The 17,657-nt window shown below is 70.1% G+C and carries 18 protein-coding genes; 11 read left to right on the plus strand and 7 right to left on the minus strand.

Features of this window, described 5'->3' with window-relative positions; translation table 11 throughout:
• The 3 genes from DY245_RS17395 to DY245_RS44455 form a co-directional block, all read right to left on the minus strand.
• Positions 1 to 1,051: ABC transporter ATP-binding protein (locus tag DY245_RS17395; RefSeq protein ID WP_244943104.1), on the minus strand; the 1,051-nt coding region annotated here is incomplete at its 3' end.
• A 547-nt stretch (positions 1,052 to 1,598) separates the two neighbouring features.
• Positions 1,599 to 1,730, minus strand: a complete 132-nt coding sequence (locus tag DY245_RS47530; RefSeq protein ID WP_280524977.1) for a hypothetical protein — start codon at positions 1,728 to 1,730, stop codon at positions 1,599 to 1,601.
• 339 nt (positions 1,731 to 2,069) lie between these two features.
• A complete protein-coding gene (locus DY245_RS44455) occupies positions 2,070 to 2,213 on the minus strand; it encodes a hypothetical protein (protein ID WP_181923729.1) in 144 nt (47 codons plus the stop codon).
• Here DY245_RS44455 and DY245_RS17400 point away from each other — a divergent pair.
• Positions 2,212 to 2,826: a hypothetical protein gene (locus tag DY245_RS17400; protein ID WP_128508175.1), complete on the plus strand. Its 615-nt coding sequence runs from the start codon at positions 2,212 to 2,214 to the stop codon at positions 2,824 to 2,826. The two genes, DY245_RS44455 and DY245_RS17400, sit on opposite strands and share 2 nt — an antisense overlap.
• A 248-nt stretch (positions 2,827 to 3,074) precedes the next feature.
• Here the strand turns inward: DY245_RS17400 and DY245_RS17405 are convergent, their stop codons facing one another.
• Positions 3,075 to 3,419 carry a hypothetical protein gene (locus DY245_RS17405; protein ID WP_128508254.1) on the minus strand — a complete coding sequence of 115 codons (345 nt, stop codon included), beginning with the start codon at positions 3,417 to 3,419 and terminating at the stop codon, positions 3,075 to 3,077.
• Positions 3,420 to 3,817: 398 nt separating this feature from the next.
• Between DY245_RS17405 and DY245_RS17410 the strand changes: the two genes are divergently transcribed.
• Positions 3,818 to 4,597, plus strand: a complete 780-nt coding sequence (locus DY245_RS17410; protein ID WP_128508176.1) for a DUF5707 domain-containing protein — start codon at positions 3,818 to 3,820, stop codon at positions 4,595 to 4,597.
• A gap of 105 nt (positions 4,598 to 4,702) precedes the next feature.
• On the opposite strand, the gene DY245_RS17415 is transcribed toward DY245_RS17410, so the two are convergent.
• Positions 4,703 to 5,200 carry an ATP-binding protein gene (locus tag DY245_RS17415; RefSeq protein WP_128508177.1) on the minus strand — a complete coding sequence of 166 codons (498 nt, stop codon included), beginning with the start codon at positions 5,198 to 5,200 and terminating at the stop codon, positions 4,703 to 4,705.
• 269 nt (positions 5,201 to 5,469) lie between these two features.
• Between DY245_RS17415 and DY245_RS17420 the strand changes: the two genes are divergently transcribed.
• The 9 genes from DY245_RS17420 to DY245_RS17460 all read left to right on the plus strand — a co-directional run bounded on the left by DY245_RS17420 (position 5,470) and on the right by DY245_RS17460 (position 15,771).
• Positions 5,470 to 6,333, plus strand: coding sequence for a hypothetical protein (locus DY245_RS17420; protein WP_128508178.1), 864 nt, complete (start codon positions 5,470 to 5,472; stop codon positions 6,331 to 6,333).
• Between the two features lie 114 nt (positions 6,334 to 6,447).
• The gene (locus DY245_RS17425) at positions 6,448 to 7,230 is read left to right on the plus strand and encodes a YcnI family copper-binding membrane protein (RefSeq protein WP_181923730.1); all 783 of its coding nucleotides are present in this window, start codon (positions 6,448 to 6,450) and stop codon (positions 7,228 to 7,230) included.
• A 108-nt stretch (positions 7,231 to 7,338) separates the two neighbouring features.
• On the plus strand, positions 7,339 to 7,983 hold the full coding sequence (locus tag DY245_RS17430) for an SCO family protein (protein ID WP_128508179.1): 645 nt from the start codon (positions 7,339 to 7,341) through the stop codon (positions 7,981 to 7,983).
• Positions 7,980 to 8,426: a copper chaperone PCu(A)C gene (locus DY245_RS17435; RefSeq protein WP_128508180.1), complete on the plus strand. Its 447-nt coding sequence runs from the start codon at positions 7,980 to 7,982 to the stop codon at positions 8,424 to 8,426. The genes DY245_RS17430 and DY245_RS17435 overlap by 4 nt, the downstream gene beginning before the upstream one ends.
• 92 nt (positions 8,427 to 8,518) lie before the next feature.
• A complete protein-coding gene (locus DY245_RS17440) occupies positions 8,519 to 10,555 on the plus strand; it encodes a copper resistance CopC/CopD family protein (RefSeq protein WP_128508181.1) in 2,037 nt (678 codons plus the stop codon).
• Positions 10,555 to 11,883 (plus strand): iron uptake transporter deferrochelatase/peroxidase subunit, encoded by a 1,329-nt coding sequence (efeB, locus tag DY245_RS17445; protein WP_128508182.1) that lies wholly within the window; start codon positions 10,555 to 10,557, stop codon positions 11,881 to 11,883. The genes DY245_RS17440 and efeB overlap by 1 nt, the downstream gene beginning before the upstream one ends.
• A 148-nt stretch (positions 11,884 to 12,031) precedes the next feature.
• The gene (gene pheA / locus DY245_RS17450; protein WP_128508183.1) at positions 12,032 to 12,958 is read left to right on the plus strand and encodes a prephenate dehydratase; all 927 of its coding nucleotides are present in this window, start codon (positions 12,032 to 12,034) and stop codon (positions 12,956 to 12,958) included.
• Between the two features lie 711 nt (positions 12,959 to 13,669).
• Positions 13,670 to 14,959, plus strand: coding sequence for a serine--tRNA ligase (gene serS, locus DY245_RS17455; RefSeq protein ID WP_128508184.1), 1,290 nt, complete (start codon positions 13,670 to 13,672; stop codon positions 14,957 to 14,959).
• Positions 14,956 to 15,771, plus strand: a complete 816-nt coding sequence (locus DY245_RS17460; RefSeq protein ID WP_128508185.1) for an HAD family hydrolase — start codon at positions 14,956 to 14,958, stop codon at positions 15,769 to 15,771. Before serS ends, DY245_RS17460 begins: the two co-directional genes overlap by 4 nt.
• On the opposite strand, the gene DY245_RS17465 is transcribed toward DY245_RS17460, so the two are convergent.
• Positions 15,759 to 16,523, minus strand: a complete 765-nt coding sequence (locus tag DY245_RS17465; RefSeq protein ID WP_244943100.1) for a rhomboid-like protein — start codon at positions 16,521 to 16,523, stop codon at positions 15,759 to 15,761. The genes DY245_RS17460 and DY245_RS17465 overlap by 13 nt on opposite strands.
• 8 nt (positions 16,524 to 16,531) lie before the next feature.
• On the minus strand, positions 16,532 to 17,635 hold the full coding sequence (locus DY245_RS17470) for an Lrp/AsnC family transcriptional regulator (protein ID WP_128508186.1): 1,104 nt from the start codon (positions 17,633 to 17,635) through the stop codon (positions 16,532 to 16,534).
• Positions 17,636 to 17,657 lie beyond the last annotated feature (22 nt).

Here is a 17,657-nt window from a genome sequence, read left to right on the forward strand (position 1 = left end):
CGGGGCGGGGGTGGGGCGGGGGGCCGGTCGGTACAGGGATCGTCGGTACAGGGATTGTCGGTACAGGAATCATCGGTACAGGGATCGTCGGTACGGGGGTTGGCCCCGTCACCGGATCCCCCACCGACGGGCGGGCGTCCAGCACCTCGATGAGCCGTTCGGCGCCCGCCGTCGCCGAGGTGACCGTCAGGCCGAGCTGGCCCAGATCCCGGATCGGCGGATACAGATAGCCGAGGAAGGCGGCGAATGCCAGCAGTTGGCCGAGTGTCATCCGGCCCGCGGAGATCTCCCAGACGCCCAGCCCGATCACGCTCAGCACACAGACCGTCTCGATGATCTCGACCAGCCGCTCGTACAGCTCGCTCAGCCGGGCGCCCCGGACTGAGGCGGTGAACCACGCACGGGCCTCGCGGTCCAGCCGCGCCCGCTCCGCGTCCTCCCGGCCGTACGCCTGTGTCAGTACGACGTTGCCGAGCGACTCCTCGACGACGGAGGTGATCGCGCCGTCCGCCACCCGCTCATCGCGCGCGACCGACCTGATGCTCCCGGAGAAGCGCCGGGCCGCCAGCCAGAACAGCGGCGCGAGGACGAAGGTGGCCACCGCCAGATCCCAGCGCAGCCAGAACGCGGCGACGGCATAGAACACCGCACCGAACGCCGAGGAGACCGCGCCGACCACCCCGGAGACGACCATCTGCTCGATGGCCTCGACATCGCCGGTGAGCCGGGCGAGCAGATCGCCCTGGCGGTGCCGCTGGAAGAAGTGCGGCGGCATCTTCTGCACATGGTCGAAGACCGCGGCACGCAACCGCATCACGAACCGCTCCGAGACCCATACGGCCAGGGAGTTGCCCGCGTAGCCGACGGCCGCGCCCACCACGGCGACCCCGAGCCACTTCGCGGCCGGCGCCCAGAAGGCGTCGAGCGAACCGCGCTGCAGCGCGTTGTCGGTGAGATCGCTGAAGAGCAGGATCGCGGCCGTCTCGGCGAGCGCGGCGACGACGACACAGAGGCAGACGAGCACCAGCCGGCCCCGCAGCCCCTTGCTCATCGGCCAGAAGCGGCGGAAGGCGATACGGGCGGGGACGGCGGGGGCGCCGCGACCGTCGCCCGACTCGCCGCCACCCTCCGCGCCGCCGCACTCGTCCCGGTTCACGGCACCGCGCCGATGCCGCCCGCGTACGGCGCCGGGCGCGGCCCCGGGCTCGACGGAGATCCGCCGCAGCCGCATCGTCACAAAGTCGTTCTCACGCAGACCCACAACCCCTCCCTCCCTTGCCCTTCACCATCGCTCCCCTTTCCTCTCCAGGCCCGACCGGCGAGCCACTGCCACAACAAAACAGGCTCATCACATAGCCAGAAATTGAATCCGACGCAGGCACCTCAACAACCCGAATCGATCCCGAACAAAGGCCCTTTTTGCCGAATTCAAATGCCCTGCCAAGTCCACACACATGGTTTTCACAGCCGATTGGTGCGGGACCGCACCACGGGAATCCCGTACGCGCACAAACAAGAGAGGGCCGACGACCCCCACGGCCGTCGGCCCTCATACCGCCCCGATCACTCAGTGGCGGCAGGCCCTACTGCATCCCTGGTCAGCGCTCGCCGCGCACCGGGAGCGGCTTCCTCGGGGGCTTGGTGCCGTGGCAGTGGCCGTGGCCCTTCGGGGGCTTCGGAAGCGGCTTCTTCTTGGGCTTGGGCAGCGGCACGATCTTCTTGAAAGACATGAGGCCTCCTCGATCTGTATGTGTGTCGCGAATTCCTGATCCGCGACCACCTGACGAAGAAAAAATTACCGGCCACAAATCCAAGAGGAGGTCAAAACCCCTGAGGGTTCAATGAATACCGCATGAGGTTTTCTCAGAAAGCGATGAGCAACCGGCACAATTCCCCCGCCGCACATTCCACGCCTATTCCACGCACAGCTCACTCATATCCAAGAGAAGCGGATCAGCGCCCGTTGGCCGAGTTTCGACCCTCAAGAGGCGCCCTTGATGGCCGGTTTGCAACGTATACACGCATTACGGAGAGAGTTGACGGGCCCATGGCAGGCACTTAGGTTACCCTTACCTTATTTTTGAACGAAGGTTTTCAGCCATGCTCAGATCCAGATCCAGATCCAGGTCCAGGTCCAGATCCCCGCTGCGTTCGCCCGCTCCGGCCGTCCCGTCGGAGAACTGAGCAGTGGCCCCGATCTCCGACAGACTCATGACCGCTCCGGCTCCTCGACCCGCCAGGCTGCCGAGCTGGTCCGCGCCTGCCGACGACGGCAACGACGGCGACGGCGGTGGAGTCCGCGAGAACCCGCCCACCCCGGTCTGGGCGCTCGTCGCCGTGGGAGTCCTGAGCACCGCCGCCCTGGCGGCCGTCTGCTGGGTGGCCGGTCATCTCCACGCCGACCCGCCCCTACAACTGGCCGCCCGTTTCCTGCATCTCGTGGCGCTCGTCGTCGGGCTGGGCTCCGTGCTCGCCGTCGACTGGTTCGCCCTCCTGTGGATGCTCGGACGACGCCGACTGACCGACGTCCTGCGTACCGCCTGCGCACTACAGGTCCCGATCTGGCTCGGGCTGGCCGGGCTGGTCGTCACCGGCCTGTTCCTCCGTCCGGACCTGGCATCGCCGTTGACCCGGCTCAAGCTGGGACTTGTGCTGGCCATCACCCTCAACGGCCTTTACGCCCATTGGCTCGGGCAGCGCCTCGATCGGTACACAGACGCTCGGGTGCCCCGCCCGCTGCGCATCCAGTCCGGTGTTGCCGCCGCCGTCAGCCAGCTCGGCTGGTGGGGCGCCAGCCTGATCGGTTTCCTCAACGGTCACTCCTGACCCGACGACAGCAGCAGGCCGTGCCCCGACCCGACGGCCCTGTCGACCGCGTCTCACGGAGTCCGGGCCGATCACGGAGTCCAGGCCGTTCATGGAGTCCAGGCCGTTCATGGAGTCCGGGCCGACGGCCCCGCATCATGAGGCCCGCGACCCTCTGCACGACCGACCACGGACCTCACCGACGTATATGACGCGCTCGCGGACGGCCCCGCCATCCGGGACCCGCGAGCGCGCCGGCCGCGAATCGGTCAGAGGCGGCGTACCCGCGCAGCGATCCCATGGCCGAGCAGAAGGTAAATCACGGCAGGCAGACCGTAATTGAGGAAAACCCGCAGACCTTCGACCTCCATGGTGAAGATGTCCTGGGACCAACCCGCGAGCCAGTCGGCCATACCGTGCACAAAGCCGACGAAGACATTTCCCTGGTTGGCGTCCAGCAGATACAGCAGGATCCACAGACCCAGAAAACCTGCGGCGATGTCCGCGATCGTATGGATGACCAAGGCTGTCCGGTTTACTCCGGCGCCGTCCCGGCTACGCCTGCGGGCGTCCCGGTTATGGTCATAGGGGTGGTAGGTGTCGTTTACGGGCATGGGTTCTTGGGGACCGTTCATGCCCCCCTACTTGCCTCGGGTGAGTGCACGAAACGTCTTTCAAACCTGCGATTTCATATCGCTTTCCGACTCCGGACCCACAGATCGATCTTTGCCGCGAACTCCGGTGTCCCCATTACCTACGGATTCCATGCCCGGTCCGCTCCGAACACAGAACTCCCACAAGCCAGTTGGCGACCCGATCGATTCTCACCGGCACAGGAACCCCTTGCAGGCGGATGTTTCGCCTCTCTCGACAGAAGTCGAACAAGTGGGGACAAGGGCAGTTCCGAGAAACCCTCGCCGTTGTGAAGAAACGTTCAACTGTTTACAGTTGGCCGCTCACTCGCCCGCCGTGTCATGCATCCGGCGGGCATCTTCACCTTATGGGGAGATCCATGCGCAAGCGCGCAATCTTCGCTGTACTCGCCGCTGCCACCGCAGTGGCGGGCGGATTCACCGTTTCGTCCGCGTACGCGGACGAGACCGTCGGCGACATCCAGATCACCGATGTCGCCGTCAACGGCGGCAAAGACATCGCGATCGGCCTCACCGACAAGACGATCACGGTTTCGGTGACCGCCACCGATCCGTCGGGCATCTGGGACGCCGATTTCCACCTGTGGCGCGGTACCGACCCCGACAACCCCGACGGCTACATCAAGCCGAACGAAGACACCACCCCCGCGGACTGCGTCGCCTCCAGCGCGACCACCTCCACCTGCTCGAAGACCTTCACCTTCGAACCGGACTCATGGCTCACCAACGCCGACGCCGGAACCTGGAAGGTCGGAGTCCAGGTGTGGGCCAACGACGACAGCCGGGCCCAGCGGGACGCCTACACGACCACCCGCCTCCAGCGCTTCTCCAAGCTGACCGCCAACGCAGCTCCGGAGCCGGTGGCCAAGGGCAAGACCCTCACGGTCACCGGAAAGCTCACCCGTGCGAACTGGGACACCGACACCTACGCGGGCTACACCGCCCAGCCGGTCAAGCTCCAGTTCCGCAAGGCGGGCACCAGCACCTACACCACCGTCAAGACGGTGAACACCTCCAGCACCGGTGACCTGAAGACCACGACCACCGCGTCCGTGGACGGCTACTGGCGCTGGAACTTCGCCGGCACCTCGACCACCCCGGCCGTCTCGGCGACCGGCGACTACGTCGACGTGCAGTAGTAGCGCTGGGTGTGGCGGGTGCCGGACGGCGCGGTGCGCATCTGCCGGCCGCGCCGGCATCCGCTGTCACCCCGGATCAGAGGCCGCTTCGGCGCTCATGACGGCTCACGACGCCATCGGCAGCGCCGCGCCCTCGCGCCACTTGAGGATCTTGTCGAAGCTGACCACCGCGCCGCAGCGGCCCGTGCGGTTGCGGTAGCGCACGTGGTCGGTGAGGGCCTCGATCAGAAAGAGCCCCCGGCCGTCCTCGGCGAAGGCGGGGGCCTGCGCGGGGGCGGGCACGGGGGCCGGTGTGGGGGCGCGGTCCGTGGCGGTATGGGGTGGGGCGGAGGGCTCGGGGGAGGTGCGGAAGCCGGGGCCCGAGTCGGTGACTTCGATACGGCAGGTGTCGCCGTCGATGAAGGCCGTGACGCGGTAGTCCTCGGTGGCCGCGTCGCCGCCGTGTTCGACGGCGTTCGCGCAGGCTTCGGAAAGCGCCACCGACAGGTCGTAACAGATGTCCGGGTCGACGCCGGCTGTCTCCATCGTGCCCAGCAGCAGACGACGGGCGAGCGGCACGCTTGCAGCCTCACGCCGCAAATGGAGTGACCACCAGATGCTCATCGCTCCAGCCTCCTGGCCGCGGCTCGACATACCGATACCTATTGCCGCGCCACAAGGTCCGTAAGCATGTCCGGGACGTGATACCGCTCATTCGGCGGATGCGAAGAGTGAGCGCACCGGTGTAGGCGACGCGCCGGGCATGCGCCGTCGCGCGCCCCGGCCGACACCTCGGACGCCCTGGTAGGCGCCCCCTCCCCCCTGCTGCTGCCCTCGTCGGTGCCGTACCTGCCGTGGGAGATCCATCAGCGCAGTGGGATGATGGCGCGGCCATGATTGCCCCGCCCGCCTCCACAGCGCGCGCAGCCGCCGATCTGCGACTGCTGAGGGCCGCGGTGTTCACCGCGGTCTGTGTTGCGCTGTCCGCCGCCGGGCACATGGCCGCTTCGTGCGCGGCGATCCCGCTGTGGACGCTGGGCGTGGCCGCTGCCGTGGTGTTCGCGGTCGCGGCCCCGCTGGCCGGGCGGGAACGCTCCTTGCCGGGGATCGCCGCGGGTCTCGCCGTGGGCCAGCTCACGCTGCACTCGCTGTACTCGTGGGGACAGTGCTCGACGTCGATGCCCACGGCCGCGATGAGCGGCAGCGGTTACGGCCGCGTGGGCGGGCTTTCCGATCAGGCGGCCATCAGCATCGCCCGGCATGTGATGTGCGGGCTCGGCACCGGGCGGGTGGACGGCGCGGAGGCGCGCCGGATCCTCGGCTCGGGCGGCTTCGGCACTGCCTCCGCCGCCGACATGGCCGCACCGGCGGGGCACACCACGGCCGGTGGCGCGGCCACCGACCCGGCGGTGGCGCACGGTCTGCTGCCGTCGCTGCCCATGCTGCTGGGGCATCTGCTGGCCGCCCTCGCGGTCGGCTGGCTGCTGCGGCGGGGCGAGGTGGCGCTGTGGCGGCTGGTCCGGCTGTCGGCTCCGGCGGCGTACGAGATCGCGGTACACACGCTGGTCGGCGCGGTGCGCGGGGCGCTTGCGCTCGTTCGCTCCCTGCTCGCCCGGCTCGGTGCGGCGCACGATGATGCGCTGCGCGCCCCCGTTTCGTACGGGGATGACAAACGCGGCCCGAAGGACCCCGCGCTCCACCACAGTGTCGTCAGGCGAGGACCGCCCTCCCCGGCCACCCTGGCCCTCGCGGCCTGACGTCACGCGAAGCACGCTCCCACAGGACTGGGTACGGGCTCGCGCGCCGTCGCCGCGCGTGCCACTCACCCCACCGTCACCAGCACCTTTCTCCTTCCTGTGGAGTGTTTTTCGATGTCGGAGTTTTCGCAGATGGCCCAGCAGTCGCAGCAGTCGGACGTTTCGCGGGCGCGGCGGCTCGGGCGGCGGCTGCCGCTCGTGGGCGGGATCGCGGTCGGCAGTGTGCTGCTGCTCGCCGGCCCGGCCTTCGCACACGTCAGCGTGCAGCCCGGCGAGGCCGCAAAGGGCGGCTACGCGACCGTCAACTTCAAGGTCCCCAATGAGCGGGACGACGCCTCGACGGTGAAGCTCGAAGTCACGCTGCCGACCGACCACCCGCTGGCGTCCGTCATGCCGCAGCCGGTGCCCGGCTGGAAGGTGTCGGTCACCAAGGCCAAGCTCGCCAAGCCGATCGAGATGCACGGCGAGAAGATCACCGAGGCGCCCTCGAAGATCACCTGGACCGCCGACGGCAAGGGCGTGGAGCCCGGCCAGTTCCAGCAGTTCCCGCTCTCCGTCGGCCAGCTGCCCGAGGACGCCGACCAGCTCGTCTTCAAGGCCCTCCAGACGTACGACAACAAGGAGGTCGTGCGCTGGATCGAGCCGACGAAGGAGGGCGCCCCGGAGCCGGAGAACCCGGCGCCGGTGCTCAAGCTCACCGCGGCGACCGGCGAGGACGGGCACGGCGCCGGCGCGGACGACAAGCACGGCGCCAAGGACGGTGCCAAGGAGACCGCCGCGGCCGCGGACAGCTCCACGAGTGACACCACTGCGCGTGTCCTGGGCGCGATCGGCATCGTCGTCGGCATCGTCGGAGTCGGCTTCGGCGTGCTCGCCGGCCGGCGCCGCAACGCCTGACCACCGGACGGGCCGGCGCCCGACCCGCGCCGGCCCGGCACCTTTTCCCGGACGAACGGGATGCGATTTCCCGGACGAACGGGATCCGACACACGGGATATATCTGCAATGCGTAGAAGGACCCTGCTCGCGTCCGCCCTCACGGCGGCCGCGGCCCTCAGCCTGACCGCCTGCGGCAACGACGACGGCAAGCCCGCCGCCGTGGTCTCCGGTGGCACGACCTCCAAGCCGATCGTCACGCTCGACAGCCCGATGGAGAAGCCGGACCTGGTCCTCACCGACTCCAACGGCAAGAAGTACGACCTGCTGGAGAAGACCAAGGGCCACCCGACGCTGATCTACTTCGGCTACACCCACTGCCCGGACGTCTGCCCGCTGACGATGGCCAACATCGCGGTCGCGGCGAAGCAGCTGCCCAAGGCCGAGCAGAAGGATCTGCGGGTGGTCTTCGTGACCTCCGACCCGGAGCGGGACACCCCGGCCGTGCTCAAGAAGTGGCTCGGCGGCATCAACAAGGACTTCACCGGCCTGACCGGCGCGTTCGACACCATCCAGGCCGGCGCGCGCAGCGCGAACATCGGCATCGAGAAGCCGGTCAAGAAGAAGAACGGCGATGTCGTCTCCACCCATGGCGCGCAGGTTCTGCTGAGCTCTCCCAAGGACGACAAGATCCACTGGATGGGCATGCAGGAGGCCACCTCCGACAACTACACCAAGGCACTTCCGAAGATCATCAAGGGACAGAACCCGTGAACCGCCGCACCACCCTCGCCGCCGCCCTCACCCTCACCGCCGGTCTCGCGCTGGCGGGCTGCGGCGGCGACTCCGCACCACAGCTCAAGGTCGCCGCCCCGTACATGCCGCAGCCGGTCACCCAGGACATGGCCGGCGCGTTCTTCACCGTCAAGAACAGCGGTGGCGCCGCCGACAAACTCACGTCGGTCACCAGCGACCTGGCCAAGGACATCTCGATCCACAAGACGGTCGGCAACAAGATGGAGCAGGTCAACTCGCTGGCGATACCTGCCAACGGCGAGCTTGAGCTCGGCCGCGGCGGCAACCATCTGATGTTCATGGGCCTGAAGAACAAGCCGGTCAAGGGCGACAAGGTCGCCATCGAGCTGCACTTCGCCACCGCCAAGCCGATCAAGGTGGAGGTCCCGGTCAAGGCCGCGGACTACGCGCCGAAGAAGTAGCCGAAGAAGCAGAGACGTAAAGAAGCAGAGAAGCAGAGAAGCAGTGGGCGTCACAGGCAGCAACGGCAACGGAAGTTAGGGGAGCGATCACTATGGTCACCACCGGGCTTCGACCGCGACGGTCGGCCCTGCGCCTGCTGATCGTCGTGGCGGCGCTGGCCGCCACGCTGCTCGGCGGGCTGGTCGGCGGCGCCGTCCCGGCCTCCGCGCATGCCGCGCTGACCGGCAGCACCCCCGCGCAGGGTTCGGTGGTCGACCAGGCCCCCGAGCAGGTGACGCTCACCTTCTCCGAGGGCGTAGCGATGGGCGACGACTCCATCCGGGTCCTGGATCCGCGGGGCAAACGGGTGGACCGCGGCAAGCTGCGCAACCTGTGCAGCGACAGCATCGTCAAATACGGCGCGGGGCTGCCGTCGGGGCTCCGCGACGGTACGTACACCGTCGCCTGGCAGGCGGTCTCCGCCGACAGCCACCCGGTCTCCGGCGCCTTCACCTTCTCCGTCGGCGCGCCCTCCAAGACCACCGCCCCGGTCCCCCAACAGGAGGCCGGCGGCGGTCTGGTGGGCGCGCTCTACGGCATCGCCCGCTACCTCGCCTACGCCGGGTTCGTGCTGCTGGCCGGCGGCGCCACCTTCGTGGTGGCCTGCCGGCCCGCCGCCGCCCTCGTACGGTCCGTACAGCGGCTGGTGGTCCAGGGCTGGGCGGCGCTGACCGCCACCACCCTCGCGATGCTGCTGCTGCGCACCCCGTACACCGGGTCGGGCGATCTCGCCGATGCCTTCGACCTCGGCGGGCTCCAGCAGGTCCTGATCACCAAGCCGGGCGCGGCGCTGGTCTCCCGGCTGCTGCTGCTCGCCGCCGCGGCGCTGTTCGTGGCGGTGCTCTTCGGGGCGTACGCGCGGGCGCAGGAGCCGGCGGAGGCGGACGAGGACGCCGCGGACGCCATGGACGCCGCGGAGGAAGCCAAGCGGCGCAAGGACCTCACCCTCGGGCTCGCCATCGGCGGAGTGATCGTCGCCGCCGGGCTCGCCGCGACCTGGGCGATGGCCGAGCACGCCTCGACGGGCCTGCAGACCGCCGTCGCGATGCCCGTCGATGTGCTGCATCTGCTCGCGGTCGCCACCTGGCTCGGCGGGCTGGCGGCGCTGGTCGCGTCCCTGTACTGGGGGCCGCCGGTCGAACGGGCCGCGGTACGCCGCTTCTCGCGGATCGCGTTCGGCTCCGTGGTGGTGCTGGTGGCCACCGGCATCTACCAGTCCTGGCGGCAGGTCGGCAGCTGGCGCGCGCTCACCGACACCACGTACGGGCGGCTGCTGCTGATCAAGGTGGGCCTGGTCGTGGTCCTCGTCGGGATCGCCTGGATGTCACGGCGGTGGACGGGGCGGCTGGCGGAGGTGACGGCGCCGGAGGACCGAGTGCCGGAGGCGGACGCCGAGGACAAGGACGCCGAGGCGGAAGCGGACGCGGAGCCCGAGGCGGAGAAGGACACGGCCCCGGAGAAGGAGCTCGTCTCCGTCCCGGCCGCTTCCGCCGCTTCCGCCGCCACCCCCGACCCCGCCCGCGCCGCTCAACTCGCCCGGCAGCAGGCCGCGTTGCGTACCGCCCGTACCAAGCGGCTGCGCGACGCGGACCCGGTGCGGCTGGGGCTGCGCCGGTCCGTGCTGGCGGAGGCGGCGGTCGCCGTCGTCCTGCTCGTGGTGACCACGGTGCTGACCGCGACCGAGCCGGCCCGTACGGAAGAGGCGGTCAAGGCCGCTTCGGGCGGGCGGTCCGCCGCGGCCAACCAGCCACAGGTGCTGACCATCCCGTTCGACACCGGCGGTCCGCGCGGCAAGGGCACCGCCCGGCTCGACCTCGACCCCGGGCGCACCGGCAGCCCCAATGAGCTGCGGCTGCGGCTCTCCGACCCGTCGGGCCGGACGATGGACGTCCCCGAGGTGAAGGTCTCCTTCACCCAGAAGGCGAAGAAGCTCGGGCCGCTGCCGGTCGTCCCGAAGCACCTCAGCAAGGGCCACTGGCGCGCGAGCGGCGTCCAGCTGCCGGTCCCCGGGCAGTGGCAGATCTCGCTGCTCGTACGGACCTCCGACATCGACCAGGTGACCGAGACCAAGAACGTGAAGATCGACTGATGAGCAAGCAACCCAAGCAAGCCCCGGCCCGGCGGCCCTCGGACCCGCAGGTCCCGGCCCAGCGGGCGTCCGCCCCGCAGACCTCCACGGAGCTCTCCCGCCGCCGGCTGCTCGGCACCGTCGGCGCGGCGGGCGCGGCCGGACTGGTCGTCGGCGGGGCCGGCGGCGCCCTCGGGGTCTCCGCAGCACGGTCCGCCGGGCGTGACGCAGCCCACGAGGCGCTGACCACCATCGGCTCGACCGAGGTCCCGTTCCGGCAGGCGCGCGCCAAGCACCAGGCGGGGATCACCACCCCGTTGCAGGCCAGCGGGCATCTCGTCGCCTTCGACCTGGCGCCGGGCGCGGACCGCAAGGCGGCGGCCGCGCTGCTGCGCCGCTGGTCGCGGACGGCCGAGGAGCTGATGGCCGGGCGCACTCCGGACGCCGACACGGGGGTCGCGCTGGACGCCGGTCCGTCGTCCCTGAGCATCACCTTCGGCCTCGGCCACAGCTTCTTCGACCGTACGGGCCTGCAGAAGCAGCGCCCCGTACAGCTCGACCCGCTGCCCGAGTTCTCCGCCGACGCGCTGGACCCCGATCGCAGCAACGGCGATCTGTGGATCCAGATCGGCGCCGATGACGCGCTGGTCGCCTTCCATGCGCTGCGCACGCTGCAGAAGGACGCGGCAGGCAGTGCGCGGCTGCGCTGGCAGATGAACGGCTTCAACCGCACGCCCGGCGCCACCGCGCACCCGATGACCGCCCGCAATCTGATGGGCCAGGTCGACGGCACCAACAACCCGAAGCCGTCGGACAAGGACTTCGACGAGCGGATCTTCGTGGGCCGGGACGCCGACCAGGCGTGGATGCGCGGCGGCTCGTACGCCGTCGTCCGCCGGATCCGGATGCTGCTGGACGACTGGGAGAAGCGTTCACGGCACGACCAGGAGAAGATCATCGGACGCCGCAAGGACAACGGGGCGCCGCTGACCGGCGGTTCCGAGACCACCCCGATGCGGCTGGAGGCGAGCGGTGCCGACGGGCTGCCGGTGATCCCGGCCAACGCGCATGCCCGGGTCGCCGCGCCGGAGTCGAACCAGGGCGCGGCGATGCTGCGCCGCCCGTTCTCCTTCCACGACGGGTTCCGCGAGGACGGTGCCCCGGACGCCGGGCTGCTGTTCGTCTGCTGGCAGGCCGACCCGCTGCGCGCCTTCACCCAGGTCCAGCGGAAGCTGGACAGCGGGGATGCGCTGTCGCCGTTCTTGCGGCACGAGGCGAGCGGACTGTTCGCGGTACCGCCGGCCGCGGAGCCGGGCGGCTATGTGGGCCGGCCGCTGCTGGAGGGCTGAGGCACCGGCCCGCCGAGGCCCCGGCCCGTCGGGGTACCGGCTCACTCACCGGAAGTCCGGCCCGGGCTCCGTAACAGCTGGGTATCGTGGCAGGACAGGGAGAAGATCGGCGGGGTGCCCCCGCAATTACGCGAGGGAGTCCTTATCCATGTCGGCCAGCCGCTATACGTATCTCGGACCCGAGGGCACGTTCACGGAGGCCGCGCTGCGCAGCCTTCCCGAGGCGGCGACCCGCGAACTGGTGCCGATGGTGTCGGTGCCGGCCGCCCTGGACGCGGTGCGCGGCGGTGACGCCTCCGCGGCGCTGGTGCCGATCGAGAACTCCGTCGAGGGCGGGGTGACCACCACCCTCGACGAACTGGCCTCCGGCGAACCGCTGATGATCTATCGCGAGGTGCTGCTGCCGATCGCCTTCGCGCTGCTCGTCCGCCCCGGTACGGCGATCGGCGAGGTGAAGACGGTGACCGGGCACCCGGTCGCCCAGCCACAGGTGCGCAAGTGGCTGGCGGCCCAACTCCCCGAGGCCGTATGGGAGTCGGCGGCCTCGAACGCGGACGGCGCGCGGCTGGTGCAGGAGGGCCGCTACGACGGTGCGTTCGCGGGCGAGTTCGCGGCGGCGACGTACGGCCTGGAGCCGCTGGTCACCGATATCCACGACGCGCAGAACGCGGCCACCCGCTTCGTCCTGGTGGGCCGCCCGGCCCGGCCGGCGTCGCCCACCGGCGCGGACAAGACCTCGGTCGTGCTGTGGCTGCGCGAGGACCACCCCGGTGCGCTGCTGGAGCTGCTCCAGGAGTACGCGGTCCGCGGTGTGAACATGACGCGGATCGAGTCCCGGCCGACCGGTGAGGGCATCGGCCGCTACTGCTTCTCGGTGGACTGCGAGGGGCACATCACCGACCGGCGGGTCAGCGAGGTCCTGATGGGCCTGAGGCGGGTCTGCCGCGAGGTGCGGTTCCTCGGTTCGTATCCGCGGGCGGACGAGGTCACGGCGAGCGTGCGGCCGGAGATGACGGACTCGGCGTTCACCGAGGCGTCGGACTGGCTGGCGCGCTGCCTGGACGGGCGGGGCTGAGCGGACGCCACGGTGCCCTGCGACCGGGCCGCCGGGCATGACCCGGCCGGCCGGCCACAGGGCACGACCTGCGCATTCAAGGGGCCTGTGAGTTGTCCACAAAGTTATCCACAGGCTCGGTTCTCGACCTGTGGGTAAGTCGACAAGAGAATCGGACAGGGTCGACAAATCGCCCTAGTGACCCCACATCGCTCCACAGCACCCCACCTCGGACACCGTCAGCACAATTCACGTGATCAATCCTTTAGGGCGAGGCAATCCCACACGAAAGAGTGCGTAAACGGGGTTTGGACTGGGAATCCATAGCCGAGCATTTCGGGAGCGGAATGATCAGCTCCGGCTTCCACAGATCTCACACACAGCCTGTGGATAAAGGTCGCGGAATCTCTGCCCCCTGTGGACAACCAGGGGGGCCCCAGGGAAAACCAGGGGCCTGCGCACCACCCCGGCACCCGCCCAACTGCCGTTGTCCACACAGTGGATCACCCAGCACGGACACCACGAAAACCCCCATCGCGGACATCGCGAATACCTCCCGCCGGGCACCTCGCCCCACGGAATGCGCGCGAATTCCCCGTACGCTTTTTCCCTCTCACCCCCGCTCGTCCCCTCCCGCTCCTTCGAGGGAATAAATGACCTCAAAACGGGCAAAGTGACATGCCGGGGAATATCCCGTCGAGTGGTGGCGCCCGGCCCCGGTAGCCTGGTGGTGTGATTGACCTTCGCCTGCTCCGTGAGGACCCCGACCGTGTGCGCGCGTCCCAGCGCGCCCGTGGAGAGGACGTCGCACTCGTCGACGCGCTTCTCTCCGCCGACGAGCGGCGCAGGTCGTCCAGCGTCCGCTTCGACGAGCTGCGTGCCGAGCAGAAGTCGCTCGGCAAGCTCATCCCCAAGGCCTCCGGCGACGAGAAGGCCGCGCTGCTGAAGAAGGCCGGCGAGCTGTCCGCCGCCGTCAAGGCCGCCGACGCCGCCCAGGACGAGGCGAAGGAAGAGACCCAGCAGCTGCTGCTGAAGCTCGGCAACCTCGTCCACCCCGACGTACCCGTCGGCGGCGAGGAGGACTTCGCGGTCCTCGAAACGCACGGCACGATCCGTGACTTCGCCGCCGAGGGCTTCGAGCCCAAGGACCACCTGGAGATCGGCGAACTGCTCGCCGCGATCGACGTCGAGCGCGGCGCCAAGGTCTCCGGCTCGCGCTTCTACTACCTGACGGGCGTCGGCGCGCTGCTGGAGCTCGCCCTCGTCAACGCCGCCATCGCCCAGGCCACCGCGGCCGGCTTCACGCCGATGCTGACCCCCGCCCTGGTGCGCCCGCGCGCCATGGAGGGCACCGGCTTCCTCGGCCAGGCCGCCGAGAACGTCTACCACCTGGAGAAGGACGACTACTACCTGGTCGGCACCTCCGAGGTCCCGCTCGCCGCGTACCACATGGACGAGATCGTCGACGCGGCCAAGCTGCCGCTGCGCTACGCCGGCTTCTCGCCGTGCTTCCGCCGCGAGGCCGGCACGTACGGCAAGGACACCCGCGGCATCTTCCGGGTGCACCAGTTCGACAAGGTCGAGATGTTCTCCTACGTCAGGCCGGACGACGCGCAGGCCGAGCACCAGCGCCTGCTGGACTGGGAGAAGCAGTGGCTGACCGGTCTGGAGCTGCCGTTCCAGGTGATCGACGTCGCCACCGGTGACCTCGGTGCCTCGGCCTCCCGCAAGTTCGACTGCGAGGCGTGGATCCCCACCCAGGGCAAGTACCGCGAGCTGACCTCGGCCTCCAACTGCGACGAGTTCCAGGCGCGCCGGCTCTCGGTCCGGATGCGGGAGACGGTCGACGGCAAGCAGAAGGTCCAGCCGCTGGCGACCCTCAACGGCACGCTCTGCGCCGTACCGCGCACGATCGTGGCGATCTTCGAGAACCACCAGCAGGCGGACGGCTCCGTACGCGTCCCCGAGGTGCTCCGCCCCTACCTGGGCGGCCGCGAGATCCTGGAGCCCGTCGCCAAGTGAGCGCACCGGCTCCGCTCCCGTACAAGCTCATCGCGACGGATCTCGACGGGACGCTGCTGCGCCACGACGAGACCATCTCCGGGCGCACCCGCCAGGCGCTCGCCGCGGCCACCGCGGCGGGCGCGGCGCATATCGTCGTCACCGGCCGTGCGGTGCCCTGGACCCGGCACATCCTCGACGCCCTGGACTACAAGGGCCTCGCGGTGTGCGGCCAGGGCGGGCAGGTCTACCACGCCGGTGAGCACCGGCTGCTGACGTCGGTGACGCTCGACCGTCAGCTGGCCGGCCTCGCACTGTCCAAGATCGAGGCGGAGGTCGGCCCGCTGTTCCTGGCGGCCAGCCGGGACGGTCTGGAGGGCGACGTGCTGGTCGGCCCCGGCTACCGCGTCCACGAGGGCCCGCTGCCGAACGTCATGATGGACGACCCCGGCGAGCTGTGGGCGGCCCCGCTCAACAAGGTCTACCTCCAGCACCCGACGCTGGACGACGATGCGCTGGCGCTGGCCGCGCGTCAGGTCGCCGGCGATCTGGTGGGCGTGACGGTGGCCGGCGAGGGCATCGTCGAGCTGCTGCCGCTGGGCCTGACGAAGGCCACCGGGCTGTCGCTGGCCGCCCGCCGCCTGGGCATCACCGCCAAGGAGACCGTCGCCTTCGGCGATATGCCCAACGACATCCCGATGTTCGGCTGGGCCGCGCACGGTGTGGCGATGGCCAATGCCCATGACGAGCTGAAGGCCGTCGCGAACGAGCTCACCGCCTCCAACGAGGCGGACGGTGTCGCGGTGGTGCTGGAGCGGCTCTACGGCGTCTGACGGCCTGTTGGACCCCGGTCCGCAGGCGGGTCGGCGTCGGCCCGGTCGGCAGCCGCTTCGGCGGCCGGGTCCGTGGGCTCCTCGTCGTACTCCTCCTCCCCCGCAGGCCCGGTGGCGGCCCCCGGGGTCAGCGGCCAGGCCGTGAAGCCCATGGTCAGCGCGATGGCATGGCCGAAGTCGGTGAAGGTCGCGCCGGTCATCAGCGGAATCCCGAAGAACACCAGCACCCCGGCGAGATAGCCGTATCGCCACGGCGGCCGCAGCCGGTACGTCAGCACACCGGCGGCCGCCGCCAGCCCGTACGAGACGCCGATGTCCACGACATGCGTCATCGAGCGCGGCAGCTCGTGGCCCTCGATGGCCAGCAGGACGAGTTCCTGGCTGGCCAGGGTCGCGGCCACATGCGCACCGCCCACGGTCAGCAGCCAGCGCCAGGTACCCAGCCAGCGCTCGACATTGGCGTGCAGCAGCTCGAACATCACCACATACAGCAGGAACGACGACGGACGCTCGATCCAGAAACCGCTGATGAGCAGCGACGGCAGCGGATGCTCGTTCAGCTCGTGGATATTGCTGCTGGTGCGGTGGACGAGGAACTGCTCCAGCCCCTCGGAGGCCGAGGCGATGACCAGGCTCGTGATGCCGATGATCAGCAGCCAGATGTGGGTGCCGGGGGTGCTTCGCACCCAGTCCCGCACCCAGGCCACGGGGTTGCCCGGCCGCGGCGACCCGCTCTCGCGCGGCGGCTCCATCAGCGGCCTCATCGGCGCCGTCCCGGGGCGGCGGGGGACGCGACGACCAGGGGGCCCGCGCCCTTGATGTGCCGGATGCGGGGCGCGCTCTCCATCGTCCGTACGCCGGGCAGCGCCGCGACCCGGGTCGTCAGATACGTATAGAGCGCGCCGACGTCCCGGCACAGTACGGACGCGAAGAGGTTGTTCGGCCCGGTGGTGGCGCCGGCGAAGGCGACCTCCGGGTGCGCCGCCAACGCCTGTCCGGTGGCGGCGAGTTCGGCGGGCGCGACGGACAGCCACAGGGCGACCATCACGCCGTGGCCGAACTGCCGCAGGTCGTAGTCGACGTCGTAGTACAGGACACCGGCCGTGCGCAGTTCGGCGAGCCGGCGGCGGACGGTGGTGGGCGACCAGCCGGTGACGGCGGCGAGCTCGGCCAGCGGCGTACGGCCGTCACGGGCCAGCGCGTCGAAGAGCCGGCGGTCGGCGTCGCTGAGCGCCACCGGGACGGCGGCCGGGTCCGGATCGGGCGGTGGCGGGCTCAGGCGGGCGATCTGCTCGTCGGTCAGCGCACCGGACTTGCTGATCAGGCCCTGTGGGCCGCCGTAGAACTCGTGCAGCAGACAGTGCGCGGTGATGCCGACGACGCTGGGGGTGCGCGGCAGCCTCTGCAACAGCAGAGCATCACTGTGCTCGCTGCTCGCCGCGCGGCAGACCGCCGCGATCTCGGTGCCACCGGACATCAGGCTGACCCAGGACGTGTCCGAGCGGCGGGCCATCGCCTCGGCGACGCCGGCGGCCGCCTCCGGCGCGCACTGGACCCGTACGAGCCATTCGATCTCGCCGAGCGCCCGTGCGTCGGCCAGCCCCAGCACCTTGAGCGCGCCGGTGGTGCGATGCCGGGTGTAGCGCCGGGCGACGGTCTGGTCGGAGACCCCGAGCACCGCGGCGATCCGGCTGAACGGTGCCCGGCCGTCGAGCTGCAACGCATGCGCGAGCCGGCGGTCAAGGTCGTCGAAGCCGGCGGGGGCGCCGGCGACATTGCTGGTGGGACTGCCGGCGGGACGGCCGGTGGCCTTCCCGTGGGCCTTCCGCTGAGCCCTACCGTCGGGCTTCCCGTCGGTTTTCACCGTTCGAGGCTAGCGCGTGTCG

The organism is Streptomyces inhibens (genome assembly GCF_003389455.1).
In the GTDB taxonomy this organism is placed as follows: Bacteria; Actinomycetota; Actinomycetes; order Streptomycetales; family Streptomycetaceae; genus Streptomyces; species Streptomyces inhibens.